Origin of the sequence: Salsipaludibacter albus (assembly GCF_019798055.1) — a bacterium.
Lineage (GTDB): Bacteria > Actinomycetota > Nitriliruptoria > Nitriliruptorales > Nitriliruptoraceae > Salsipaludibacter > Salsipaludibacter albus.
Genome location: NZ_JAHOPH010000001.1, coordinates 73,306 through 98,814 on the forward strand (window position 1 = coordinate 73,306; position 25,509 = coordinate 98,814).

26 protein-coding genes and 1 tRNA gene are annotated in these 25,509 nt (G+C 72.9%); 5 read left to right on the plus strand and 22 right to left on the minus strand.

The features are described 5' to 3' along the window. Positions 1–86 precede the first annotated feature (86 nt). Together KR546_RS00335 and KR546_RS00340 are read left to right on the plus strand one after the other, a co-directional pair. Positions 87–779: a BON domain-containing protein gene (locus KR546_RS00335; RefSeq protein ID WP_238442706.1), complete on the plus strand. Its 693-nt coding sequence runs from the start codon at positions 87–89 to the stop codon at positions 777–779. A 136-nt stretch (positions 780–915) separates the two neighbouring features. Further along, positions 916–1,929 carry an LLM class flavin-dependent oxidoreductase gene (locus KR546_RS00340; RefSeq protein WP_238442707.1) on the plus strand — a complete coding sequence of 338 codons (1,014 nt, stop codon included), beginning with the start codon at positions 916–918 and terminating at the stop codon, positions 1,927–1,929. Between the two features lie 39 nt (positions 1,930–1,968). Here the strand turns inward: KR546_RS00340 and KR546_RS00345 are convergent, their stop codons facing one another. The 5 genes from KR546_RS00345 to cysS all read right to left on the minus strand — a co-directional run bounded on the left by KR546_RS00345 (position 1,969) and on the right by cysS (position 5,234). Then, on the minus strand, positions 1,969–2,397 hold the full coding sequence (locus KR546_RS00345) for a hypothetical protein (RefSeq protein ID WP_238442708.1): 429 nt from the start codon (positions 2,395–2,397) through the stop codon (positions 1,969–1,971). Positions 2,398–2,426: 29 nt separating this feature from the next. Then, positions 2,427–2,501 (minus strand) — tRNA-Thr (locus tag KR546_RS00350). A gap of 32 nt (positions 2,502–2,533) precedes the next feature. Beyond that, entirely contained in the window at positions 2,534–3,022 is a 489-nt protein-coding gene (locus KR546_RS00355; protein ID WP_238442709.1) for a DUF456 family protein, read from the minus strand. Next, positions 3,019–3,777 carry a 23S rRNA (guanosine(2251)-2'-O)-methyltransferase RlmB gene (rlmB, locus tag KR546_RS00360; protein ID WP_238442710.1) on the minus strand — a complete coding sequence of 253 codons (759 nt, stop codon included), beginning with the start codon at positions 3,775–3,777 and terminating at the stop codon, positions 3,019–3,021. The genes KR546_RS00355 and rlmB overlap by 4 nt, the downstream gene beginning before the upstream one ends. After that, on the minus strand, positions 3,774–5,234 hold the full coding sequence (cysS, locus tag KR546_RS00365) for a cysteine--tRNA ligase (RefSeq protein WP_238442711.1): 1,461 nt from the start codon (positions 5,232–5,234) through the stop codon (positions 3,774–3,776). The genes rlmB and cysS overlap by 4 nt, the downstream gene beginning before the upstream one ends. 189 nt (positions 5,235–5,423) lie before the next feature. Here cysS and KR546_RS00370 point away from each other — a divergent pair, with 189 nt between their 5' ends. After that, a complete protein-coding gene (locus KR546_RS00370; RefSeq protein WP_238442712.1) occupies positions 5,424–5,816 on the plus strand; it encodes a VOC family protein in 393 nt (130 codons plus the stop codon). Beyond that, complete coding sequence (locus KR546_RS00375; RefSeq protein WP_238442713.1) at positions 5,806–6,516, plus strand: DUF2238 domain-containing protein; 711 nt, start codon at positions 5,806–5,808, stop codon at positions 6,514–6,516. Before KR546_RS00370 ends, KR546_RS00375 begins: the two co-directional genes overlap by 11 nt. Here KR546_RS00375 and KR546_RS00380 read toward each other — a convergent pair. Together KR546_RS00380 and KR546_RS00385 are read right to left on the minus strand one after the other, a co-directional pair. After that, complete coding sequence (locus tag KR546_RS00380) at positions 6,470–7,213, minus strand: class I SAM-dependent methyltransferase (protein ID WP_238442714.1); 744 nt, start codon at positions 7,211–7,213, stop codon at positions 6,470–6,472. The two genes, KR546_RS00375 and KR546_RS00380, sit on opposite strands and share 47 nt — an antisense overlap. Positions 7,214–7,722: 509 nt before the next feature. Next, entirely contained in the window at positions 7,723–9,042 is a 1,320-nt protein-coding gene (locus KR546_RS00385) for an HNH endonuclease signature motif containing protein (RefSeq protein WP_238442715.1), read from the minus strand. On the opposite strand from KR546_RS00385, the gene KR546_RS00390 reads away from it, so the two are divergent. Further along, a complete protein-coding gene (locus tag KR546_RS00390) occupies positions 9,041–9,208 on the plus strand; it encodes a hypothetical protein (protein ID WP_238442716.1) in 168 nt (55 codons plus the stop codon). The two genes, KR546_RS00385 and KR546_RS00390, sit on opposite strands and share 2 nt — an antisense overlap. 499 nt (positions 9,209–9,707) lie before the next feature. Here KR546_RS00390 and ispF read toward each other — a convergent pair whose 3' ends face one another. From ispF to KR546_RS00465, 15 genes are all read right to left on the minus strand, one after another. Next, complete coding sequence (ispF, locus tag KR546_RS00395; protein WP_238442717.1) at positions 9,708–10,190, minus strand: 2-C-methyl-D-erythritol 2,4-cyclodiphosphate synthase; 483 nt, start codon at positions 10,188–10,190, stop codon at positions 9,708–9,710. After that, a complete protein-coding gene (locus tag KR546_RS00400; RefSeq protein WP_238442718.1) occupies positions 10,187–10,987 on the minus strand; it encodes an IspD/TarI family cytidylyltransferase in 801 nt (266 codons plus the stop codon). The genes ispF and KR546_RS00400 overlap by 4 nt, the downstream gene beginning before the upstream one ends. Beyond that, positions 10,984–11,622: a Maf family protein gene (locus KR546_RS00405; protein WP_238442719.1), complete on the minus strand. Its 639-nt coding sequence runs from the start codon at positions 11,620–11,622 to the stop codon at positions 10,984–10,986. Before KR546_RS00405 ends, KR546_RS00400 begins: the two co-directional genes overlap by 4 nt. Next, positions 11,615–12,778 (minus strand): tRNA dihydrouridine synthase DusB, encoded by a 1,164-nt coding sequence (dusB, locus tag KR546_RS00410; protein ID WP_338019067.1) that lies wholly within the window; start codon positions 12,776–12,778, stop codon positions 11,615–11,617. The genes KR546_RS00405 and dusB overlap by 8 nt, the downstream gene beginning before the upstream one ends. After that, on the minus strand, positions 12,775–13,281 hold the full coding sequence (locus tag KR546_RS00415; protein ID WP_238442720.1) for a CarD family transcriptional regulator: 507 nt from the start codon (positions 13,279–13,281) through the stop codon (positions 12,775–12,777). Before KR546_RS00415 ends, dusB begins: the two co-directional genes overlap by 4 nt. A gap of 341 nt (positions 13,282–13,622) precedes the next feature. After that, positions 13,623–14,687 carry a DNA integrity scanning diadenylate cyclase DisA gene (gene disA / locus KR546_RS00420; RefSeq protein WP_238442721.1) on the minus strand — a complete coding sequence of 355 codons (1,065 nt, stop codon included), beginning with the start codon at positions 14,685–14,687 and terminating at the stop codon, positions 13,623–13,625. Positions 14,688–14,855: 168 nt separating this feature from the next. Continuing rightward, positions 14,856–16,397 (minus strand): DEAD/DEAH box helicase, encoded by a 1,542-nt coding sequence (locus tag KR546_RS19500; RefSeq protein ID WP_338019055.1) that lies wholly within the window; start codon positions 16,395–16,397, stop codon positions 14,856–14,858. Positions 16,398–16,400: 3 nt separating this feature from the next. Then, positions 16,401–17,792: a M16 family metallopeptidase gene (locus tag KR546_RS00430; protein ID WP_238442723.1), complete on the minus strand. Its 1,392-nt coding sequence runs from the start codon at positions 17,790–17,792 to the stop codon at positions 16,401–16,403. Beyond that, complete coding sequence (locus KR546_RS00435; protein ID WP_238442724.1) at positions 17,789–19,051, minus strand: M16 family metallopeptidase; 1,263 nt, start codon at positions 19,049–19,051, stop codon at positions 17,789–17,791. The genes KR546_RS00430 and KR546_RS00435 overlap by 4 nt, the downstream gene beginning before the upstream one ends. Positions 19,052–19,125: 74 nt before the next feature. Next, positions 19,126–21,648 (minus strand): ABC transporter permease, encoded by a 2,523-nt coding sequence (locus KR546_RS00440; RefSeq protein ID WP_238442725.1) that lies wholly within the window; start codon positions 21,646–21,648, stop codon positions 19,126–19,128. After that, complete coding sequence (locus KR546_RS00445; RefSeq protein ID WP_238442726.1) at positions 21,648–22,415, minus strand: ABC transporter ATP-binding protein; 768 nt, start codon at positions 22,413–22,415, stop codon at positions 21,648–21,650. The genes KR546_RS00440 and KR546_RS00445 overlap by 1 nt, the downstream gene beginning before the upstream one ends. Before the next feature lie 160 nt (positions 22,416–22,575). Then, on the minus strand, positions 22,576–23,427 hold the full coding sequence (locus KR546_RS00450; RefSeq protein WP_238442727.1) for an HhH-GPD family protein: 852 nt from the start codon (positions 23,425–23,427) through the stop codon (positions 22,576–22,578). A 7-nt stretch (positions 23,428–23,434) separates the two neighbouring features. Then, entirely contained in the window at positions 23,435–24,088 is a 654-nt protein-coding gene (locus KR546_RS00455) for a metal-dependent transcriptional regulator (protein ID WP_238442728.1), read from the minus strand. Positions 24,089–24,204: 116 nt separating this feature from the next. Beyond that, positions 24,205–24,783, minus strand: a complete 579-nt coding sequence (locus KR546_RS00460; protein WP_238442729.1) for a cupredoxin domain-containing protein — start codon at positions 24,781–24,783, stop codon at positions 24,205–24,207. 83 nt (positions 24,784–24,866) lie between these two features. Next, complete coding sequence (locus tag KR546_RS00465; RefSeq protein WP_238442730.1) at positions 24,867–25,421, minus strand: FAD-dependent oxidoreductase; 555 nt, start codon at positions 25,419–25,421, stop codon at positions 24,867–24,869. Positions 25,422–25,509: the final 88 nt, after the last annotated feature.

Consider the following 25,509-nt stretch of genomic DNA (forward strand, 5'->3'; position numbering starts at 1 on the left):
TCCCCCCCGTTCGGCCACGAATCGAGGATGACAACGACACGTGTCGTCGCGCAAGATGGGAGCCGACCCCGTCAGAGGACCTGCACATGGCAGCCACGACCACCGACCACGACGACGCCATCGGCGACCGCGTCGCCGCCCGCTTCGACGACCTGCGCGACCGCACCGCGGGCGCGCTGTCCAGCGAGGAGTCGCCCGCCTTCCGCGAACTCGGCCGCGTCCGGCACCGTCTCGACGACGTCGAGGAGCGCCTGTCGGACCAGCTGACCGCGCTCGGCCGGCAGCAGGCCACGCTGACCGACGAGCTCCACAGCGCGTCGAAGCGCACCACCTTCCCGCGCAAGCTGTTCTGGATGGTGCTGGGCGGAGCCGCCGCAGCCGCCGCGACGTGGCTGTCGGACCCCGACCGCGGCAAGGCCCGGCGCAACCAGCTGGCCGACCAGGTCGGCAGCCAGGCCCGCGACCTCGGTGACCAGGCCCGCTCACAGGCCGGGCAGGCCGTCAACCGTGCCAAGGGCGCAGTGGCCGAGGCCGGCCGAGACGTCCTCCCCGAGGACGTGCCGAACGACCCACAGGTGCTCCAGCAGCGCATCAAGAGCCAGGTCTTCGGTCACCGCGACGACGTCCAGGACGTCGTCCTGACCATCGGGCAGCCCGGAGAGGTCACCCTCAAGGGCACCGTCCGGTCGGCCGACAGCGAGCAGGAGCTGCTCGCCGCCGTGGCCGACGTCGAGGGTGTCACCCGGGTCGACAACGAGCTGACCGTCGCGGCGAGCTGACCCACGACGGCACGCGCCACGCCACCGCGACCACTCGGGGCCCGGATCCGTCCGGGCCCCGACGCATGTCGCGAGTCCGGATGGTTCCCGCGACCGGCGACGTTGGTGGACACCGACGAGCACGGAGCCCAGCACCATGACCACCATCCCCACCCTGTCCGTCCTCGACCTCGGGTCCGTGCCACGGGGCGCGACCTCGCGTGACGCCCTGCTGGGCGCCACCCGGTTGGCCCGTCGGGCCGACGACCTGGGCTACCACCGCTTCTGGGTGGCCGAGCACCACAACATGCCGATCGTCGCCTCGACGTCCCCGACGACGCTGATGGCCCACCTCGCAGCGAGCACCACCCACATCCGGGTCGGGTCCGGCGGCGTGATGCTGCCCAACCATCCTCCCCTGGTCGTGGCCGAGCAGGTCGCGATGCTCGAGGCCCTGCATCCGGGACGCATCGACCTCGGGATCGGCCGCGCGCCCGGCACCGACCAGGCGACCGCGGCCGCCCTGCGACGCACGACCGACGCCCTGGACGCCCGCGAGTTCCCCCAGCACCTCGTGGACCTGCTCGGGCTGCTCGGGGACGTGCGCGAGGGATCGCGGTTGCACGGCCGCTTCAGCGCCACCCCGGTGGCGACGACCCATCCCCCGGTGTTCCTGCTCGGATCGTCCGGCTACAGCGCGCAGCTGGCCGGGATGCTGGGGTTGGCGTTCGTCCAGGCACACCACTTCGACCTCGGCGGCACCGACGAGTCGCTCCGGCTGTACCGGCAGAGCTTCACGCCGGCCGGGCCGCTGGAGCACCCGCATGCCATCGTCTCGGCCAGTGTCGTCGTGGCCGACACCGAGGAGCGGGCCCGCGACCTGTCGCTGCCGGGGCGGCTGTTCCGGCTGTGGCTGCGCAGCGGACGGGACGTGCGACTGCTGTCGGTGGAGGAAGCCCGTGAGCACCCGGACCTGGAGGCCGCACTGGCCGTCCCGACCGAGGCCCTGGTCGGGGACGCCGAGCAGGTGGCCGCCGGCATCGACGCGCTGGTCACGCGCACCGGCGCCGACGAGGTGATGGTGACCAACACGGTGGTCGACTACGACGACCGGATCACGAGCCTGGAGCTGCTGGCCGACGCCGTCGGGCTGGCGCCACCGACCGGGTGACGGGTCGGGCACGCCGCGTCGAGGCCGAGCGGCGTTCACTCACCGCAGGTCCGCCAGTCGCTGGAGGCACAGCACGAGTGCGGCAGCCAGCAACCCCACGAACACCGTTCCCTCGATGCCGTCGAGCACGTCGAGCGGTCGCGCCGCGGCCGTCATCGGGTAGTACGCAACGATCGCGAACACGAACTGGGCCACCAGCAACACGGTCACCGTCCACCAGGCCCGGACGTGGTCGGTGAGCAGGGCCAGGCCCCCGGCGATCGCGACGACGTAGCCGGCGATCGTCAGGAGGTCGAGCCCGTCCGCCTCGGGGGTGGGCCCGTACCAGGCACGCCACAGCGTGTAGGCGGCCGACAGCGTGTACGCGCCGACGACGAGTCCGGAGGCGAGGCGGGCGCGGGTCCGATCGGTGTTCGCGGTGGTCGCGGGGTCTCGGCCCGAGCCGGTCTCGGCGCCCGTGGTGGCCATGGCGACTCCTCGGTGGCCGAGTGGAACCGAGCCGAGAGCGGGATTCGAACCCGCGACCTTCGCTTTACAAGAGCGCTGCTCTGGCCTGGCTGAGCTATCTCGGCGGGAGGTGCCGCGAATGCTATCGGCGGGCTCGTCAGGGAAGGACGAACAGGACCGCGACGACCCAGCACGCGACGGCGACGAACCCGGCACTCAGCTCGACGACGATGCCGCGCCCGATCCCGGCGAGCAACCGCCGGGTCTGGCGGCTGGCCGCAGCGCTGTCACCCGTCTCGAGCCGCTTGCCGATCCACACGCCCAGCAGGAACCCCAGCACCAGCCCGACCACGGGCACCACGAAGAAGCCGACGACCGCACCCGCGGTCGCCAGCAGCCACGTCCTCGGCTGGGTGTCCTGCTCCGCGAGCTCCTGGCCGGGGACGAGGTACTTGCCGACGGTGCCCGCCGCCAGCAGGGCGAGCATGATGGCCACTACGCCCCACGCCGAGCCGGTGCCGACCTCGAAACCCCACACGACGGCCGCGACCGCGATCAGCAGCAGTCCGGGCAGGACCGGCACCACGACGCCGACCAGTCCCACCACCATCACGACGCCGACGAGGACCTCGCCGAGCGGGTTCACGTCCCGCCCCCGGACCGACGGGCGCGGTCGATCGCGTAGAGGGCCATCGCCGCGGCCACCGAGGCGTTGTAGGAGTCGACGTGGCCGTGCAGCGGCAGCTCGACCAGCACGTCGCACCGGGTGCGGGTCAGTGGTCGCAGGCCCGTGCCCTCGGCCCCGACCACCAGCACGAGCGGCTCGGTCAGCAGGTTGCAGTCCGCGACGGCCGTGCCGGTGCCGGCCTCGAGCCCGACCAGCCACAGCCCGGCGTCCCGACACTTCTCCAGCGACTTGGCGAGGTTGACCGGGGAGACGACCGGCAGGTGCGCCAGCGCGCCGGCGGCGGCCTTCTCGACGGTCGGCGTGATCGAGGCGGTGCGTCGCTCGGGCAGGACCAGTGCGTGGGCGCCGAGCGCCTCGGCCGTGCGCGCCACGGAGCCGACGTTGTGGGGATCCGTGACCTGGTCGAAGGCGACGAGCAGGAGTGGTTGGTCGCCCCCGCCACGGGCGAGGACCTGGTCGAGCGACTGGAACGGGAAGGCCGGGGCGAGTGCGACGACGCCCTGGTGGACCTGGCCGGGGGCCAGGGCCTCGGCGCGGTCGTCGTCGAGCGGCCGGATCGGCACCCCGGCGCCAGCCGCCCGCGTGCGGATCTCGTCCAGCGCCTCGGAGGACGACCGGTCGGCGACGAGCACCTCCCGGACCGCGCGCCCGGCCCGCAACAGCTCACGGACCGGGTGGATCCCGACGACGACCCGGTCGTCGCGGTCGCTCACGTGTCCTCCGCGACCGGGGCGGCGGGGTCCGACAGGTACCAGCGGCTGCCGTTGGGCCGGTCCTCGACGACGACGCCGGCAGCGGCGAGCTGGTCGCGGATGGCGTCGGCCCGGGCGAAGTCCCGGTCGTCCCGGGCGGCGGTGCGCTCGCCGATGAGGTGCTCGACCAGGGCACCGAAGCGATCACCCACGGCGTCGTCACGCTCGACCGCGGCGCCCAGCCCCAGCCCGAGTACGTCGTCGGCCAGGGTGACGACCATGCCGGCCAGCACAGCCGCGGCGGTGCGCGCCTCGTCGTCGCCGGTCTCGGCGGCCCGGACGTGCTCGTGGGCCACGGTGACCGCGTCGTGCAGGACCGAGACGGCCGCGGTCGCGTTGAGGTCGTCGTCCATCGCCACGGTGAACCGGTCGACGTGCGGGGCGGCGACCGCGGGCACGTCGTCGCGGTCGAGCGGAACGGGGTCGACGCCCAGGGTCCGCACCGTGCGCACGAGCGTGGCGAGCCGGTCGAACGCGGCCGACGCCTCGACCAGGCGGTCGGTGTCGTAGGTCAGCGGCGAACGGTGGTGCGCCGACAGGTACCACAGGCGCAGTGGCCCACGGCCCCACGTCTCGACGGCGTCCACGATGCCGATCACGTTGCCGATCGACTTGGACATCTTGTCCTCGCCCATCCGCAACATGCCGTTGTGCACCCAGTACCGGGCGAAGGGGGCGTCCTCGGCCGCCTCGAACTGGGCGATCTCGTTCTCGTGGTGGGGGAAGACCAGGTCGAGGCCGCCGCCGTGGATGTCGAACCCGGGACCCAGGTGCTTGCCGGCCATCGCCGCGCACTCGATGTGCCACCCGGGTCGGCCGTCACCCCACGGCGAGGGCCACGACGGCTCCCCTGGCTTGGCGGCCTTCCACATGGCGAAGTCGATCGGGTCGTCCTTGGACTCCGCGCCGATGATGTCCTCGCTGCCACGCATGTCGTCGACGTCGCGACGCGACAGCTTGCCGTAGTCCTCCAGGGTGCGGACCCGGAACAGGACGTTGCCGTCCCGCTCGTAGGCCATCTCCTTGTCGATCAGCCGGCTGATCATGTCCTGCATCTCGAACAGGTGGCCGGTCGCCATCGGCTGCACGTGGACCGGGAGCAACCCGAGGGCGTCGGAGGCCTGGTTGAACGCCCGGAGGTTCTCGGTCGCGACCATCGCCGGGGTCGTGCCGGTCAACTGGGCCTTCAGGATGATCTTGTCGTCGACATCGGTGACGTTGGTCACGTGGGTGACCTCGTAGCCCGACCAGGTGAGCCAACGCCGCAGCACGTCGAAGACGACACTGGCACGACCGTGCCCGACGTGGGGCTTGTCCTGGACGGTGGGTCCGCACACGTACAGCGACGCCTTGCCCGGATCGCGGGGCTCGAAGTCGACCTGCTCCCGACGCAGGGAGTCGTACAACTGCAGCGCCAATGACGTTCCTGGATGCGGGGACGCGGACCACGGCAAGGGTAATGCGACCGTCGCCGCCCGCCGTGCCACCGCACGCACGACATCGGCGGGCCCTGACGACCGGTGGGCGACGCTTGCAGGCTGCACCCTCGGCGACGAATACTCCGGTCCTCGGCAGGTGCTGCCGAACCGACGGACGCGGAGGCCCTCGTGGCACACGGAGACATCACCCACATCGACATCCCGGTGACCGACATGGCGGCGGCCGGGACGTTCTACTCGACCCTGTTCGGGTGGGAGATCGCCGAGCTGCCCGGATACGAGGGCTACCCCATGTGGCAGGCGCCCAACCAGGTCAGCGGCGGCGGGCTGGCACCACGGGAGGACGGGTTCACCCAGCCCCGGTCCTACGTCGAGGTCGACTCGATCGACGACACCCTCGCGCAGGTCGTCGCGAACGGCGGCGAGGTCACGATGGAGAAGTCGCCGATCAGCGAGACGAGCTGGTGGGCCATCTTCCGTGATCCCGACGGCAACCACCTCGGCCTCTACGAGGGCACGACCGAGACCGGCGACGCGCAGGCGGAGACGAGTGCCCCCTGACGACCGAGGAGTCGGCCACGCGTCGGCGCCCGGAGACCGACGCCCCGACCGCAGCACCCCCGACGATCCCCAACCCCGCCGCGTCACCGCCCAGGACGGCGTCATCGCGGGCGTGGCCCTCGGGATCGTCGGAGGCCTGCTGGTCCTCGGGGCGGCGACCGGGCGGCCCAACTGGCCGGTCTACCTCGGGGTCGTCCTGGTCGGACTGGTCGTGGTCGTCGCCGTCCATCGACGTCACCCGTTGTCGCTCGCGACCCGCATCGGACTGGCCGTCTTCGCCGTCGGACACGTCGCCGGGGGCATGGTGCCGGTCGGGGACGGCGTGCTCTACGCGGTGTGGATCGTCGAGCCGATCGTCCGCTACGACAACATCCAGCACGCCGTCGGGTTCGGGTTCGTCGGACGCGCGACCTGGGAGGTGCTGCGTCCCCGGCTCGGACCGGCAGGCGACGACCCGGTCGTGACCGTGTGGCTGGTGCTGCTGGCCGGCTGCGCCTTCGGTGCGTTCAACGAGATCATCGAGTGGGTGATGACCCTGACGATCCCGGACACCGACGTGGGCGGCTACGACAACACGGCCCGCGACCTGGTCGCGAACCTGGTGGGTGCGACGACGGTGGCGATCTGGACGTCCCGCCGCCCACCGCCCCGGATCACGGCGGCTGGAGTCGCCACCACCGCACCTCCTGGACGTCCGTGACGACGCCGTCGGGCCACGCGTCGGCCGCGCGTTCCCCGGCTGCAGCGGCCGCGGCACGCCGGGTGGACTCGTCCAGCGACCAGGTCGCCGAGTAGACGCCGTCGGCGAGACCGCCCACGTACCGGGCGACGTCGAGTTCGCGGGAGGTCGACAGCACCGGCAGCGCGTCGGTCCGCCAGCCCGCTGCCCGGACGTGGTCGACGACCTGGTCGATGGTGTCGGCGCCGACTGCACTCCGGCGGGCTCCCACGTGGTCCCAGAACCAGCCCACGATCCTGCGTCGGTGCTCACCCCATCCTCCCCGGACCGCCAGGACGATCCCGTCCGGGGCCAGCACCCGAGCCGCCTCGTCGAGCACGGCCTGCCAGTCGGGCACGAGGTGCAGGACGTGGCAGGCGACGACGGCCTCGACCGCACCGGTGCCGATCGGAAGCCGGGTGCCGTCGGCCACCGCGACCGGCACCTCCCCCACACAGTTGCGCAACATCTCGATCGACAGGTCGATGCCCACGACCTCGATTCCGGCCGCGGCGAGGGGTCGGGCGACCCGCCCCGTCCCGACCCCGACCTCCAGGGTGCGTCTGCCGGCCAGGTGGTCCACCAGCAGGTCACGCTGGGCACGCTCGAGCTCGTCAGGCAGCGCACGGGTCCGGTCGTAGACGTCGGCCACCCGGTCGAACACCACGGACTCGGCCATGCGCGACCCTCCCGAACAGGCTGCGTGTCGCTACTTCTGGGCGCTGGTCCTGGGCAGGCTCCAGCCGTAGTCGTCGTGCTCGTTGACCAGTCGCTCGTCGATCTGGCGCGTGCCGAACGGGATGGTCCTGGGACGTCGACCAGGCACCCGCCGACGACGGAAAGTCGCCCTCCACCAGTCCGCCAGCTCCCCGCGCCTGCCCATGTCCGCTCCGTCCGCCCGGTCCGACCCTAGGTCCTCACCGAGACCCGGACCAGCGTCGGCCCGGGCCACGGGTACGTGGAGGACGTGGACGTCCGTCGACGCCGCATGCCTCGATCCGCGCATGCCACAGGGGCAGGCGCGGACGAGGCCGGGGGGAACCCGGTGAGGGTCGAGCACGGTGAACTGTTCAGGAGAGCCCGTCCGGGGCCGGTCCAGGGTCGAGCGCACGGGAGGCGTCGGTGGTGGCGGAGCGTGTCATCCGAGGGCGAAGCCACGCGGCGACGGTGGGCTGATGGCCTCGAACATCAGGGGGCACGGGCTTCGGGCGGGTCCTTGCCGGAGCGTGGTGGAGATGGGAGGTGGAAAGGCGGGGGCTGGTGGACCTGGTAGCCGGACATCGGCACGGTCCAGGTCCGCGACCCGTCGGGGTGGCGGTCCAGCCGCCACTGTCTGCGGGTCTTGCGGGTGTGGGCCCGTCGCGAGAGGAGCCCGAGGTTGTCGACGTCGGTCGGACCGTCCGGCCACGGGACGACGTGGTCGACGTCGCACAGCCGCGCCGCGGTCGTGGAGGCCGGTGCGGTGTCGTGGAGGTCGCGCGCGATCACGGCGTCACGCAGCCACCCCGGCGGCACCTTCGTGCGGCGTCCGACCCCGACCACCTGCCCGACGTCGTCGACCGCGACCAGGCGGGTCGCCGCCCCATCGGCCACCCACCGGCGAGCCACGTCGGACGTGACCTTCATCCGCCCGGCCAGCTTCGTCAGCACCCACGCCGGCGTGGACCCATCGATCAGCGTGTCGACATGGCACGTCAACGTCACCAACGGCACCCGGCGACTGCGACCGCCGGTGTCGTCGGGGTCGAGCGGTTCCAGGGTGCCGGCCTGCTTGCCGGTGACCAGTGCGAACAACGCATCGGCCCGCCGACGGCTCCGTGCCGCTTCGAGCGCAGCGGCATGCCGGTGCGCCTCCGTGAGAGCACGATCGTCGTGCACCGACGAGCCGTCGTGGCCCTCGGGCGTGTCGGAGTCGTCCGATGCCTTCACGACGTCCAGCGGGTCGTCGCCGACACCTTCGCCAGCATCGGGGGCGAGGGTGGCGGCCATGTGGTCGATGGCCTCGACCCAAGGGGTGAAGTGGGTCGGGTCCCAGTCGCCGCTGAACGATCCGGACCCGTCCACACGAGGCATGATCCGTGTGCGGTTCGCTGCGACCGGCGTGCGGTCACGCTCCTCCTGGCGTTGCCCGACGAGCTGGTCGGCGAGCCAGTCGACCTCCCACACCAGGTGATCGGCCTCCACATCGGCATGCGACACGGCCCGTTCGGCGACGAGTGCGTCGATGCGGTCACGCCCCGCCACGTCCACGGTCCGCGCCGCAGTGACGATCCCGCGGACCTGGCTCCACGACACCTGTCCCTGCACGAACGCCGACCGGACCGCGGGCATGGCCGCGAGCGTGGTCGCGACCCGCAGCAGCGTGTTGCGTTCGAACCCGACCTGCCGACACGTCTGCGCCAACACGATTTCGACCGGCACCCCCAATGTGGTCTCGCAGGCGTCGTCCTCGATCGCGCGGATCAACGTCTCGACCGCCTGCGCAGCGACCCGGTCGAAGGCCCCCATGACCTCCACCAACCGACCCACCGTGGCGGCCTGCCTGCTGCCGGACCAGTCGACCTCCCGCGCTGCCGACGGCGCCGGCGCCACCCCCTCCGCCACCGGAACGACGGTCCGCGCCCGACCGGCGGGTCGAGAGTCGGGAGCCGGGGCGTCGTTCGAGGTCATGTGATGCACCGTACGCCCCTGCTGCGACATCCCGACCACCCGAATTCGCCCCTGTGGAGAACCTCGATCCGCGCTCGATCCGATGGCTGGGACAGGCCGACCGCACCCCGACACGTGCCAGTCTCTGGCACGTCCGTGGCCGGCCCTCACGTCCCCGAGCCTCCTGCCGGAGGGAGGGACCGTTCCGACGGACCGGGGCGACTCAAGCGGAGCGCAGTGCGCCCGAACATGGTCCGTGGCGAAGACCTTCGCTGCCGGCGGGCGCGCGAGCACCAAGCGGAGCCCCGGGCCGACGGTGCGGCCCGACCACCGGCCCACAGCCCACCCACCAAGCGGAGCCCCGGCCCGACGGTGCGGCCCGACCACCGGCTTGACGCCCGCTGCCAAGAGCCCCAGGGCCGGCGCCAACCCGGACGCACGGGCGGCCCGGCCCCCGGCCCACCCCGAAGCCGACGGTCCGACCCGACCACCGGCCAGACAGCCCGAGCACGATCAGTGCAGGGTCAGCGCTCGACGACCAGGACCGTGGCCCAGCAGGCGATGCCCTCGACCCGCCCGATCGCCCCGAGCCGGTCCGTCGTGGTCGCCTTGACCGACACGGCGTCGTCCTCCACCAACAGCCCGGCCGCCAGGGCGGCTCGCACGGCGGGCAGGTGATCGGCCAGTCGCGGCTGCTGGGCGACGACCGTGGCGTCGACGTTGCCCACCCGCCACCCACGATCCGACACGGCAGCCAGGGCCGACGCCAGCAGCGTCATCGAGTCCGCCCCCGCCAGCTCCGGCGTGTCCACCCCGAAGAACGATCCCAGGTCACCCAGCGCCAGCGCGCCCAGCAACGCATCCGTCACGGCGTGGGCCAGGACATCGGCGTCGGAGTGGCCCGCCAGCCCGTCCGTGGCCGACACCTCGTGGCCCGCCAACAGCAGCGGGCGGGGCTCGGACGAGAACGGATGGACGTCCAGGCCACTGCCGATCCGCACCGTCATGTCGCGTCCCCGTCGTCAGTGACGAAGGCCAGCGCCGACGCCACCACCAGGTCGTCGGGACGGGTGATCTTCATCGCCAGCGGCGATCCGGTCGTCACGAGGACCCGACCGGGCACCAGGCCGTCGGCGACCAGGCCCTCGACCAGGGCGAGGTCGTCGGTCGCGGCGGCCCCGTCACGGGCGGCCCGGTCGTGGGCCTGCTGCAGGACGGTGCGGTGGAACACCTGCGGCGTCTGCACGGCGACCAGGTCGGCCCGCTCGACGGTCCCGACCACGCGACCACCGTCGACGCGCTTGAGCGTGTCGCCCACCGCCAGTCCCGGGGCGGCCGCCACCACGACGCCGGCTGCACCGGCGGCGCCACGCTCGTCCCCGACATCCGGGACGGCACGGGCGACGGCGGCGACGGCCCCGGACACGGTCGACGCGGGCACGAACGCGCGGGCGGCGTCGTGGACGGCGACGACGGTGACGTCCGGTGGGAGCGCGGCCAGGCCGGCGGCGACGGACGCGGTCCGCGTGCGCCCACCGGCGACCACCACGACGTCGTCGGCGAGGTCCTCGACCGCCCGGTCCTCCCACCCCACCGGTACGACGGCGACGATCCGCTCGACCCCGCCGGCACGCAGCGCCGCGACGGCCCGCACCAACAGGGTCGCGCCCTCCACCTCCACGAAGGCCTTGGGCACCTCGGCGCCGAGACGCTCGCCACTGCCCCCGGCCACGACGACGCCCGCCACGGCCGCACCGGCCCCACCGGCCGCACCGCCACGGTCCACGTCGTCCTCGGGTGTCATGCGTCCGTCCCTGCCGTCGGCACTCGTCGCACATCCAACCCGACCGACGCCAACAGGTCGACCGCCGTCGACAGGGGGAGGCCGACCACGGTCGAGTGCAGCCCCTCCATCGCGGTGACGAACACCCCGGCCGCACCCTGCACGGCGTACCCCCCGGCCTTGCCGTCCCATTCACCGGTCGCGAGGTACCAGTCCAGGTCGACCCCCGTCAGGGGTCGGAACTCCACGATCGTCGTGGCGACGTCGGACCGCACCGACCCGGGCACGCCATCCGGACCTGCGACGGCCACGGCGACCCCGGACCGGACCACGTGCCGTCGGCCCGACAACGCCCGCAGCATGACCCGGGCGTCGGTGGCATCGATCGGCTTGCCGAGCACGCGATCGTCGACCGCGACGACGGTGTCGCCCGCCAGCACCACGGTGTCGACCGGGTGGCGGGAGGCGACGACCCGGGCCTTGTCGACGGCCAGCCGCCGGACCAGCGCCACCGGGTCCTCACCCCGGCGCGGGGTCTCGTCGACGTCGGCCGGGTCGACCTCCGGGAACAGTCCGACGCGGGCGAGCAGGTCACGACGACGGGGCGAGCCCGACGCCAGCACCAGTCGGGGGTTCACCGGGTCGGGGTCACCCACCGGAGACGACCAACGCGGCGGCTGCGGCGGGCACGGCACCCGCCAGCTCGTCACGGTCCTCGAGCCAGCCGTGGGGCAGGTGGACCTTGCGCGCGGTGGTGGTGTGGCCACGCTTGGCCCGGCGCACCTCGTCGGGGAACGGCAGTGACCGGTCGACGGTGGCCAGCAACGTGTCGAACTCGTCCCGCGAGCCGACCTGGTTGAGCCGACGGCGCAACTCGCCCCCGACCGGGAAGCCCTGGAGGTACCAGCCGGTGTGCTTGCGGATCTCGCGGACGGCGACCTCCTCGCCGACCAGGTCGACCAGCCCGTGGAGGTGGTCCACCAGCATGTCGACGATCTCGCCCAGGTCGGGTGGCGGGGGGACGGGACGTCCACGGAAGACGGCCTCGAGGTCGCGGAACAGCCACGGCCGCCCCAGGCAGCCCCGACCGACCACGACCCCGGCACACCCGGTCTGGTCGACCATGGCGACGGCGTCACGGGCCTCCCAGATGTCCCCGTTGCCCAGGACCGGGATGTCGACGGCCTCGACCAGCTCGGCGATGGCCGACCAGTCGGCCCGGCCGCCGTAGCGCTGGGCCGCGGTCCGGCCGTGCAGCGCGATCGCGGCCACGCCCAGCTCCTGGGCGATGCGGGCTGCGTCGACGTGGGTGAGGTGGTCGGCATCGATGCCCATGCGGGTCTTGACGGTGACCGGCACGTCCCCGGCAGCCGACACGGCCGCCGACACGATCGCGGCGTAGCGACCGAGGTGCCAGGGAAGTGCTGCGCCGCCACCGTGGCGCGTCACCTTGGGAGCCGGGCAGCCGAAGTTCAGGTCGACGTGGTCGACCCGTCCGCCGTCCGTGCCCCGGTCGACCAGCAGCGCGACCGCGTCGCGGATCTCGCCCGGCTCGACCCCGTACAGCTGGATGGAGCGTGGGGACTCGTCCGGTCCGAAGGCGGCCTTGAGCTCGGCCTTGTCGCTGCCCTCGACCAGCCCACGTGCCCCGACCATCTCGGACACGAACAGGCCCCCGCCGTAGCGCCGGCACAGCGCTCGGTACGCGACGTTGGTGACGCCGGCCATGGGCGCCAGCACCACGGGAGGGTCGACCTCCAGGGGTCCGAGTCGCAGGGATGGGAGCAGCGCAGGGGAACCGACGGCGATCAGCCTGCCTCGGCCAGGCCGTGGGCGTCCGCCAGCACGGTGTTGATCTGCTCCTCGGCGGACTCCTCGTCGGTGCCGAGGGCGACCGACAGCTCCGAGAGAAGGATCTGCTTGGCCTTGGACAGCATCCGACGCTCACCGGCCGACAGGCCCTTGCCGAGCTCGCGGGTGGCGAGGTTGCGCACCACCTCGGCGACCTGGAAGATGTCGCCCGAGCGCAGCTTCTCCTGGTTGGCCTTGAACCGGCGTGACCAGTTCTTGGCGGCCTTGGTCTCGGGGGACTCCAGGATCGCGAACACCTCCGCGACCTGTGCGTCGCTGACGACCTCGCGGATGCCCACCGAGTCACACGAGTCGGTCGGGACCATGAGGGTGAGGTCCCCGTAGGTCATCCGCAGGACGAGGTAGTCCTTGGTCTCGCCCTTGAGTTCGCGCTGTTGGAGGGACTCGACGACCGCCGCACCGTGGTGGGGGTAGACGACGGTGTCACCGACGCTGTAGGCCATGCAGGCAGCTCCTGTGAGGATGGGGCGTGCGCGGGGTGGAACGATGACGGGCGTCGGTCCGTCGTGGTCGCCGGCAGGCATCCGTACGCGAGGTCCCGGTCGGGGACGACGTCGACGGTGCCGCGGGGCAGACGGTCGGATCGGTCCCCACTCCACCGGGAACGTGGTGCGATGCATCCCGATCACGGTGGCTGGAAGCGTTCCCGCCGGCTGCCACGGTGCTCAGGTCACCACGGAGGAACTCCTCGTCACGGCCCTCAAACCCCGGAATTCGGGTGAATGCTGGCGCATGGTACCCCACCCACCGAGACCGCACAATCGATCGGGCGGCGTCGGAGGCCCTACTCGTAGTGGTTGACCAGCGTGACTTCGGCGCGGCGGTGGAGTGAATCGCGGATCCGGCGGGCCCGGGTCTCGCCGACCCCCTCGACCGCCACCAGCTCGTCGACCGACGACTCGATGATCGCCCCGAGGCTGCCGAAGGTCTTGACCAGGCGGCTGATGATGTGGCTCGGCAGGCGCGGCACCTGCGCCAGCAGGCGGTAGCCACGCGGCTGCACCGGACGGTCGATGAACTCGACGTCGTAGGCCAGCGCCGCGGCCACGTTGTCGGCGGTCAGCAGCTCGTCGGTGGTGTAGCCGTCCAGCTGGTCGCCGACACTGTCGATCGAGCGCCGGTTGTCGCCGAGGTAGTCCTGGACGATCAGCTGGCGCTCGTCCTCGACCGACGACATCAGCTCGTCGAGCTGGAGCTTGATCAGGCGACCCTCCGTGCCGAGCTCGACGATCTGGTACTGGATCTCCTGGGCGATGCGGCGGACCATCTCGGAGCGCTGCAGTGCCAGGATCACGTCCCGGAGGACGACTGCGTCCTCGACCTCGCGGGTCGACAGGTTGTTGGTGACCTCGTCGAGGCGGGCGCGGTAGCGCTCCAGGGTGGACAGCGCCTGGTTGGCTCGGAAGAGCAGGTTGGAGACCGGCTCGACGACCCGGCGGCGCTCCCCCCAGTACAGGGTGACGCGGCTCATCGACTCCGACACCGAGATCACCGGCGCGTTGGCCTGCTTGGCCGCCCGCTCGGCGGAGCGATGGCGCGTGCCCGTCTCGGAGGTGGTGATGGAGGACTCGGGGACCAGGTGCACGTTGGCCCGCACGATCCTCGCACCGGCGTCGTCGAGGATCAGCGCACCGTCCATCTTCGCCAGCTCGGCGATCCGCTGCTCGGTCGCGGGCGTGTCGATCACGAAGCCGCCCGAGATCATCTGCTCGATGTCGTCGTTGTAGCCCAGCACGATCAGCGCGCCTCGGCCGGCGCCGATCACCCGCTCGATGCCGTCCCGGATGACCGTGCCCGGGGCGAGCCGGGCAAGGATGCTGCTGAGTTCCTCGTCGTGGTCGTTGTCCACCCGTCGGATCCTCGCGTCGGTCGGCTGGCCGGGGTCCGGCGACACCCGTGGTCGCGGACCGGATGGTCCGGAATGCAACCCACGCGTTGTCGCCCGGCCGCCCCCGGCATGGCGTGCGGCCAGCATAACCGCGCCGTCGGTGCCGTCCCCGGCCGCCTGCCCCGCCGGTCAGGGGGACGACGCGTCCAGTGGCAGTGCCATCCAGGACTCGACCGCCCCGGGTTCGTCTGCATCGACCTCGTCGACCCGCACCGCCACCGGCAGGACCTCGTCCAGGAACTCCTCGTGGGCGCCCTTCGAGGGGTCCTCGTGGGTGCCCACGGCATGGACGATCAGCAGCCTCGCCACGCGGTCGTCGGGCGTCCGCCGCAGGACCCGACCGAGCCGCTGGACCATCTGGCGACGGGACCGGAACGCGGCCAGCACGATGGCGACGTCGGCGTCGGGGACGTCCACGCCCTCGTCCAGGACCCGGGGGGCGACCACGACCGGCAGGTTGCCGTTGCGGAACTGGGCCATCCGGATGCGCCGCCGTTCCGACGACAGGCCACCGTGGATGGTCTCGGCCAGCGGCCCGGCGGCCCGCATCACCGTCGCGACCTGCTCGGCCTGGTCGACCGTGTCGCAGAACACCAGGGTCTTGCGTTCGTGGAGGGTCGGTGCGACCGCGGCCGCCACCGTGAGCTTGCCGGCCGCCTGGGCGGCCGCGTCGCGCCGGGCGCGCAACTGGACCAGCCAGTCGCGCGCGACCGCCACCACCGGGTCGTCCCGCCGACGGGCCCCGCTGTCGGCCTCGCCCATCACCTCCACCGCCGCGCGCAGGGTGTCCCGGGGGTGGCGTGGGAGGCCGTGCTCGGACAGCAGCACCCGCCGGGCGCGGCGCGCCGCACGGTCGGCGGTGTCCCACGTGGCCTGCTCGTGGTCGTCCAGCCGGGTGCCCACCAGGGCGATGGCGAAGGGCGCGATCACGCCGTCGGCGGCGGCCCGGGCGTAGCCGTAGTCGGACACGACGGGGCCGAAGTACGGGCCGAGCACGTCCACCACGCCATCGTCGGCGCGCTCGTAGGTTGCGGTCAGGGCCAGTCGCATGGCATAGTCGTCCCGGAGCGCCCGCGACCAGGTCGGTGCGCCGTAGCGGTGTGCCTCGTCGGCGACCAACAGACCCAGTTGGCCCTCGGCCGGCACGACCGGGACGTCCGACGCCGACGCCGGCGTCGCCACCAGGACGTCGTGGGCGCCGAAGTCGTCCGCGTTGCCCCCGCCCAGGCGGCCGACCCGTGCGGTCGGCGCGTGGGCGCGCAACTCGTCCACCCACTGCGCGAGCAGCTCGAGCGTCGGGACCAGCACGAGGGCCACGCCACCACGGTCGACGACCACCCGGACGGCCGCCATCGCCAACCGGGTCTTGCCCGCACCGGTGATGGCCTCCACCACGCCGCGGCACCCGGCCGTCGCCCATGCCGCGAAGGCATCGACCTGCCACGGACGCAGCGACAGGCCGTCCAGCGGCCCGAGCGGCCCGGCCCCCGACGACGTGGTGGTGCCGTCGGGAGCATCGCCGGGGCCATCGGTGTCGTCGTCGGACGGGTCGGAACCCGTGCCGGCCTCCTCGACGGTGCCCCACGCGCCGCAGCCCGCGCATCGGCCCACCCACGTGGTGGCCGGTCGGCCGCACGCGGTGCAGACGAAGCCGGGTCCGCGGCGGGCCACGACCTACGTGGCCGGCTGCAGGTCGACCTCGCCCCAGTCCAGGGCCGCCAGGTCGTCGGCGATGGCGGCGGCGTCGCCGACCGCGACCACGACCACGTCGTCGGTCAGGAGGTGGTCGTGGGCAGCGGCTCGGACCTCGTCGGGGGTGGCGCTGCGCAACCGTGCGAGGTGCTCGGTGGTGTGCCCGGGTGGCAGGTCGTCGCCGAGGTTCCCAGCCACCGTGGCGGCCAGCGCCTGGGGTGTCTCCAGGGACAGGGGGATCACCCCGGCGAGGTAGTCGGCCGCCCCGGCGACCTCGGCGTCGGTCGGTCCCTGCGCACCCAGCGTGCTGGCGACGTCGCGGATGATCCGCAGGGACTCGGCGGTCGTCGGCGTGTCGAACGAGCCACTCGCCAGGACGAACAGCCCGCCACGGCGGAACGTCTGCAGGCTGGATCGCACCCCGTAGGTGAAGCCCCGCTCCTCGCGCAGGACCCCGTCCAGGCGGGAGGTCAGCGGGCCACCCAGCACGTGGGCCAGCAACCGGGTGGGTGCGCGGTCGTCCGCGTGGGTGTCGGGGCCGGCCCGAACGACCCGCAGCTCGGTCTGGACCGCGCCGGGCTGGTCGACCACCACGATGCGGGGACCGGACTGCAGCCGCAACGGGTCGGGCCGGGTCGGGGGCAGGGTGGCCGGCCCCAGTTCGCCCAGGTGACGCTCGACCAGCGCGACGACGTCCACGCCGGACAGGTCGCCCGCCACGACCACGTCGACGGGCGCCCCCACGACCACATCGCGGTGGTGGGCCACGACGTCGTCACGGGTGAGCGCGGCCATCGTCGCGTCGTCACCGGCACCGGGCAGCGAGGCGCGGTGGTCGGGCGCCACGGCGGCCCGCCGCAGCGCCAGGTTGGCCTTGCCGGCCGGCGTCGCCAGTTCCTGGGCGAGACGGTCGCGACGCTGGCCGACCAGGCGGGCGACGTCGCGTGCCGGGAAGGTCGGGGTCAGCAGCGCCTCCCGGAGCAGGTCCAGGCCGGCTTCGAGGTGCTCGGTCGGCACCGTCACGGTCACGCGGGTGCCCCCGAAGGAGACCCGGGGGGACCAGTCGGCGCCGATGCGGTCCAGCGCCGCGGCGAAGCTGTCCCCGTCGTGGTTCTCGGTGCCCTCGTCGAGTGCACGGGCAGCGATCGTGCCGACGCCGGCCTTCGCCAGTTCCTCGGCCGTGACCGGGGCGTCGACCAGCACGGCGACCGCGACCAGCTCGCGACCGGGCAGGTCCAGCAGGTGGACGGTCGGGCCGGACGGGGCGGCCTGGGTCTGGATCGGGGGCAGGGCCCACGGTTGCGGCGGCGAGACGTCCGGGCGGGGAGCCGTCGTGACGTCGGGGCGGTCGACACGGGGGGGCTGGGGGCTCATGCGACGTTCCTGTAGTCGAGGATGGCGCGGGCGTCGGGCCGCAGCCAGGTCGCGGCGGCGTCGCGGACCGCGGCAGGCGTGACCGCGGCCAGCCGGTCGTCGGCCCGGTCCCCCCAGGTGGCGTCACCGAACAGGGCGACCCCACGGGCGTGGTCGTCGGCCCGACCCAGCAGGGTCGCCCGGGTGTCCAGCCGGTCGCGGCGGAGCCGCTCGACCGCGCGGACCAGCTCGTCCTCGGTCGGTTCGTCCTCTGCCAGGAGCGCCACCTCCTCCTCCATCACGGCGGCCAGGTCGTCGAGGTCGCTGCCCGAGCGCGCGCGTGCCACGACCGTGGCGACGTCGACCCCACCCACCATCTCGAACGTGCCACCCGACACGGTCTCGGCCAGTTCCTCCTCGCGGACGGCGCGGCGAACCAGTCGACTGGCCCCGCCGCCGGTCAGCACCTCGAACGCCACGACGACGGCGTCGTGGACCGGGTCACCGTCGGGCGGGACGCGCCAGGTCACGTACCGGGTCGCCGCGGGCACGGCCTCGTCGCTGTGGCGGACCTCGGTGCCGTCGCGCGGGCCGATCGCACCGTCCGGGGCCGCGGGTGGCCGGGGGTTGCCGGTGATCCCGCCGAACCAGCGGCCGGCCGCCTCGGTCGCCGCGTCCACGGCGACGTCGCCCGCGATGGACAGCACCGCGTTGTGGGGCGAGTAGTGCGCCAGGAAGAACCGGTGGACGTCGTCCAGGTCGGCGGCGTCGAGGTCGGCCATCGACCCGATCGGCAGGTGGTGGTAGGGATGGCCCTCCGGGAAGAGGATCACGAACAGTTCCTCCCAGGCGGTCCCGTAGGGCTGGTTGTCGTAGCGCTGGCGACGCTCGTTCTTGACGACGTCGCGCTGGTTGTCGAGGTTGGCCTGGTCGAGGGCGTCGAGCAGCGTGCCCATGCGGTCGGCCTCCAGCCACAGGGCCAGGTCGAAGGCCCGGGTCGGCACGGTCTCGTAGTAGTTGGTGCGGTCGAACGACGTGGTCCCGTTGAGGGTGCCGCCGACGGACTGGATGGCGGCGAAGTGGCCGGTGGCGTCGACGTTGCGCGAGCCCTGGAACATCAGGTGCTCGAACAGGTGGGCGAAGCCGGTCCGCCCGGACTCCTCGTGGCGCGACCCCACGTCGTACCAGAGCTCGACCGCCACGGCCGGGACCAGGTGATCCGGTGCGACGACGACCCGCAGGCCGTTGTCCAACGTCGTGGTGACGGGCGTGGCGGGCATGCAGGCTCCCCGGCGAGGCGGTCGTGACCGGCCGGCCACGGTACATCGCGCGACCGCCCGTCGGCAGGCCGGCCCTAGCCGGTGCGGATCGCCTCGAGCGGGTCCAGCCGGGCGGCGCGGCGTGCGGGGTAGACCGACGCGAGCACGCCGACCACGACCCCGAGGACCAGGGTCACGCCCAGTTGCCACCACGGCCACGTGAACGCGCCCTCGAGCACGACGCGTGCGACCGCGAACGCCACGCCGACCCCCAGGACCGCACCCGTCACGGTCCCCACGATCGATGTCAGCAACGCCTCGGTGCGGATCATGCGGCGCAGCTGGGACCGCGTCATGCCGACCGAACGCATCAGCCCCAGCTCGCGGGTCCGCTCGGCGATCGCCAGCACCAGCGTGTTGAGGATCCCGAACAGGGCGATCACCACGGCGACGCCCAGCAGCGCGCCGACCGCGGACAGCAGGAAGTTGAAGAAGGTCCGGACCACCGAGACGATCTGGTTGGCGTCGATGACGTCGACCCCGGCATAGTCGTCGGCCACGGCCTCGACGCCGGTCCGGGCGGTCTCGATGTTGGCGCCGTCGTCGTAGCGGACCGAGGCGGACAGGACCGGCTGTGGGCCGATGGTGTCCTCCACGACCGTGCGTGACAGCACGGCCGGCGGGATCTCGAAGCTGAAGCCCGACAGGGCGGTGACCTCGACGTCCAGCGGGGTCCCGTCGACCAGCACCACCGCCACCTCGTCGCCGATCCCCACCCCGGCCGCCGTCGCGATCTCGCCGGCCAGCACCATCCCGTCCGGGTCGACCTCGCCCTGGGTGACCTCGAGGCCCAGCACGTCGGTCAGCTGCGACACGTCGGCGGCGGCGACCGGCAGGCCGCCACCCCCGAACTGGGGTCCGCCCATCTCGAGCTCGAGGCTGCCCACGATCGTGTTGACCTCGGCGACCTCGTCGACGCCGTCGACCGCCCGGAGGTCGGCGAGGAACTCCGGTGGCAGGCCCTGCTCGCTGCCCGAGCTGACCGACACGTCGGCGCCCGACAGCTGCTCGAGCTGGCCGATGGCGAAGTCGCGGATCGCGCCACCGGCCGCGGTGACGAACACGACCAGGAACACGCCGATGACCAGGGCGTTGGCCGTGGCCGCCGTGCGACGGGCGTTGCGGTCGACCTCGGCCACGGCGATCTCGTCGGCCGCCGACAGGCGTCCCAGCGGGCCGCGCAGGCGTCGGGCCACCCACGACACGACGGTCGGGCCGCCCACGATGACGCCGACGAGCAGCAGCGTGGCACCACCGCCCAGCAGCAGGGCGATCGAGCCGATCGAGCCCGCGACCAGGGCGACCACGCCCAGCGCCAGCAGCGCCACACCGGTGATCGAGCGTCCCAGCGAGATCGGCTTGATGGTGGGGTCGGCGTCGCGCATCGCCTCGACCGGCCGGGTGCGCGACGCCCGCCAGGCGGGGATGAACGCGCTGACCACGGTCACCACGACGCCGGACAGGACGACCTGCAGCATCGCCAGGGGTCGCACCGTCAGCGTGGCCAACCCTGCCAGCGCCGGGATCAGCAGGATCGCCAGGCCGACCAGCACCACGCCCAGGAGGGCCCCGGCCAGCGATGCGACCAGGGACACCACGAGCGCCTCGACCCGCACGGCGCGTCGGACCTGCCGCGACGAGGTGCCCAGTGCCCGCAGCAGGGCGAACTCGCGGGTGCGCTGGGCGACGATCGTGGTGAAGGTGTTGAAGATGATCAGTGCCCCGACCACCAGCGCCAGGTAGGCGAACGCCTGCAGTCCGATGCCCAGGGCGTCGGCGATCCCGGCGGCGGCACCGGCCTCGCGATCGCGCAGGTCGTCGCCCGACAGCACCTGTGCCTCCGGTCCGGCGACGTCGGCGACCGCGCTGCGGACCACGGCCGGGTCCGCCCCTTCCTCGATGCCGCCCAGCACGGTCGACCAACCCCGGTCCTCGAGCCCGGTGAAGCGCTGGCCGTCAGCCCGGGAGACCAGCACGTCGGCCTCGCCGCGGGCGGACTGCTGGCCGAACGTGGACAGGCCGACCACCGTCACCTCGGCCGGGCCGGTGCGCGACGTCACGGTGGTGGCGTCGCCCACGTCGATGCCGACGGCGGCAGCCGTGTCGACGTCCAAGGCGATCTCGCCCGCCGCGGTCGGCAGGCGTCCCGACTCGAGGTCCCACGGGGTGAGGGGGTCATCGACGACCACCCAGGCCGTGCCCCCGATCGGATCGTCCACGTCTGGCACCGACAGCTCGACACTGGACGACGACTCGCCGATGGCCGAGCTGATCCCGTCCACGGCCGCGATCTCGTCGACGATCCCGAGGTCCAGCCCCGAGCTCGCCTCGAGTCCGAACTCGGCGGATGGGTCGTCGGGGTCCACGGCGGGCTCGACCGCGACGTCCACGTCCCCCAGCGCCGCGACGGCGTTGCTGGTCAGGGCGTTGGCCAACGAGTCCCGCAGGACCAGCGCCGAGGACAGGAAGGTGGTCGCGACGACCACTGCGAGCAGGGTCCCCAGGAACCGCGCCGGGTTGGCCCGGACGGTCCGCCAGGCGATCGTGGCCAGCGTCATCAGCCCGCCCCCAGCTGCTTCATCCGGTCCAGGACCGTCTCGGTGGTCGGGTCGGCCAGCTCGCCGACGACCGCACCGTCGCGCAGGAAGACCACCCGGGACGCGTACGAGGCGGCCCACGGATCGTGGGTGACCATCGCCACCGACTGTCCGAGGCGACTGACCGCGTCGGACAGGAAGCCCATGATCGACTCGGACGAGGCCGAGTCCAGGTTGCCGGTCGGCTCGTCGGCCAGGACGAGGTCGGGCCGGGTCATCAGTGCTCGCCCGACGGCGACCCGCTGCTGCTGTCCACCCGACAGCTCGGTCGGTCGGTGGTCGAGCCGGTCCCCCATGCCCAGGACGTCGACCAGCTCGTCGACCCAGGCCTGGTCCGGCTCGGTCCCGGCCAGCCGGGCCGGCAGGACCAGGTTCTCCCGGGCGGTCAGCACGGGGACGAGGTTGAACGCCTGGAAGACGAACCCCAGCCGGTCACGACGCAGCCGCGTGAGGGCCTTGTCCGCCAGCCCGGTGATCTCGACGTCGCCGATGAACACGCGACCGGTGGTCGGGGTGTCGAGGCCCGCGATGCAGTGCATCAGGGTGGACTTGCCCGACCCGGACGGTCCCATGATGGCGGTGAACACGCCACGCTCGAGCCCGATCGTCACGTCGTCGACGGCCGTCACCGCGCTGTCGCCCGTGCCGTAGACCTTGGTGAGGTCGTAGGCGCGCGCGGCGTACCCGGCGGTCTCGGGGTCCGGTTGGGCGATCTCGGTCTGCGACATGGCGACACTCGTCGGGTCGGTGGCGAGTCGGTGCGGGTGGTCGAGCGGGGTGGCGGGGTCGATCACCGTCCGGGCGGACGGTAGCGATCGCGTCCCGGGGACGGCCCACGGGATCTCCCGCCTGCCACCCCGAGACGACCCCGAGACGACCCGGCAGGGATCAGCCGGGCAGGCGGACCAGGTCGTCGTCGACCACGGCCAGGCCGTCCGCCACGACACCGGCCAGCATGGCCGCCACGCGGTCGGGATCGTCCCAGTCGACCACGTCCGCGACCGCCTCGCGTGCCACGGGGCCGGAGGCGAGCGCAGCGACCAGCCGGCCACGCCCCTGGCGGTCCGAGCCCTCGAAGGTCGACTGTGGCGTGGTGGTGAAGGCCGTCCCGGTCACCGGGTCCGGTCCGCCCCGTTCCCGCCAGGCGCACGTCACCGCGACCCGGCAGGAGCCGCAGTCGGGCGACCGCTTCGTGCAGGTCGTCGCACCGTGCTCCATGACCGCCTGGTTGTAGGCCCACGACCGGCCGTCGGGCACCAGGTCGTCGGCCAGCGCCTGGACCTCGCGTGCCCCGAGCGAGCGCCCGGCCACGGCGCGCGCGAGCACGCGTGCGACGTTGGTGTCCACGACCCCGTGGTGCTGCTCGTGGGCGAAGACCGCCACCGCCCGGGCCGTGTACGGCCCGACGCCCGGCAGCGCCAGCAGGTCGTCGAGGTCGTCGGGGACCTCGCCGTCGTGGTCGGCCACGATCGCGGTGGCGGCACGGTGCAGGTTGACGGCCCGGCGGTTGTAGCCCAGGCCCTGCCACAGGGCGATGACCTCACCGACCGAGGCGTCGGCACAGTCGGCCGGCGTCGGGAACCGTGCGAGGAACTGGTGGAAGCGGGGCACGACCCGGGTGGTCTGGGTCTGCTGGAGCATCGTCTCGCTGACCAGCACGGCCCACCCGTCACGGGTCCGGCGCCACGGGAAGTCCCGCAGGTCCTCCGACAGGGCGAGGACGGCGTCGACGAACGCCACCACCCCGCTACCCGATCTCGGTCACGTAGAGGAAGGGGGCGGACTCGTCGAAGATCTCCACCTCGCCCTCCGGGCCCACCAGCACCACCTCGGCGTCGCGCCGCACGTCGACCTCGGTGCCCGGGGCGATCATCGCGTCGGCCAGCGCCGCCATCAGGCCGTGCTCGGACTGGATGCGCTCGGAGATCCGCTCGAGTCGGACTCGCGGCGCGTCCGACTTCGACAACGGGAGGACCGTGTAGTCGTCGGCCGGCCCACCCGGGATGGGATTGCCGTACGGCGAGGTCGTCGGGTTGCCGAGGAACTCGACCAACCGGGCCTCGACCCGATCCGAGATCACGTGCTCCCAGCGACACGCCTCCTCGTGGACGTGCTCGTGCTCGACGCCCAGGACGTCGACCAGCAGGCGCTCCGCCAGTCGGTGCTTGCGCATGACCCGCATGGCGAGGTCGCGTCCCTCGTCGGTCAGCCCGACGGTGCGATCGTCCTCCATGGTCAGTTGGCCCTCGTCGATCATCCGGCGCACCCCCTCGGAGACGCTCGGGGCGCTCAGCCCCAGCCGCTCGACGAGTCGGGCGCGCAGGGCCGGGATGCCCTCCTCCTCCAGTTCGAGGACGGTCCGCAGGTACATCTCCTGTGAATCGATGAGTCCCTCGGACATCACCACTCCCGGTCGCCGGTGCCTGGGTCGAGCGTAATCGTGCAACGCCCGACCGGCCCCGGTGCTGCCGCGAGGGTCGCTGGTGTCCGCCCACCGCATGGCGGGCGAGCCGCGGCTCAGTCCACGGTGAGCGTGCCGAGCATCCCCTTGGCGGCGTGGGTCTCGCCGTCGGCGGCCTCGACGATGCAGAACAGCGTGTAGTCGCCCTCCTCGAGCTCCCAGGTCGCGTTGCACGTCCGGCCAGGGCCGTAGGCCTCCAGTTCGAAGGCACCAGCCGCGGCCAGGGCGTCCTCGTCGGGCGCGCCGTCGTCGGTCAGCGGCACGTCGCCGCCACCCGGGAGCACGGCGAACTCGTGGGCCTCGCCCCCGTCGTTGCTCGTGGCGAAGGTCACGATCCCGGCCTCGACCTCGAGGTCGGACGGGTCGAAGGCGTAGTCGGCCAGGGAGACCTCGACGGTCTCGTCGGCCTCGCCCTCGAGGTCCTCGCCCACCGGTGCGCACTCCTGCTCGGCGGCGGCCACCGCCGAGCCGGATCCGCTGCCCGAACCCGAGCCGGACCCACTGCCCGACCCCGACCCGGAGACCGAACCTTCGGATCCGAGCGAGGTGACCTCGGCCTCACCTCCACAGCCGGCGAGGACCAGGGTGGTCGCGAGGACTCCGACGAGCAGGGTCAGGTGGCGCGTGGACGACATCGTGGAGACTCCGGGGCTGGCGTGGGTAAGTTAGGTTGGCCTAACCTTAGTCTCGGCTCCCCGGTCGTGCCAACTCGCCCCGCTCAGTCCGATGGGCTGTCCCAGTCGTGGACGTCGCGGCCCGCCTCGCGCGAGATGATGTCGATCGCGGCGGCGGCACCCCACCCCGCGGAGATGATCGCCTGGCTGCGCTCGGGGCGGACCAGGTGGCCGGCGGCGTAGAGCCCGTCGACCGTGGTCTGCGCGTCGCCGTCCACCACGACCGCCCCGTCGGCGACCTCGGCACCGGCACGGGCGGCCAGCGACTGGCTCTCCTTGCCACCGGCGATGACGACGTAGTCCACCTGGACCGGCGCGGCGTCCTCGTCGGGGGTGACGGCGAAGCCCTCGTCGTCCTCGTCCACGGCGACCACCGTCGACGACACCAGCGTGGCGCCGGCGTCCGTGGCCTGCTGGCGGGCCGTGTCCATGAACGCCGTGCCGTCGGCGTCCGGTCGGCCGAGGTAGTTGTGCAGCTCGGCGAACTCCACCAGGGAGTCGTCGTCGCCGTACACGGTCGTGTCGTGGCCGTTCTTGGCCAGGAACAGGGCGGCGCTCAGTCCGGCGGGGCCATCCCCCACCACGGCGATGCGTGCCATCGGTCACTCCTTCGCGTCGTTTCCCCAAGGTGTATCGCCACTTCGACAACGGCGACCCCATCGACCGACCAGGCACGCGACGACCCCG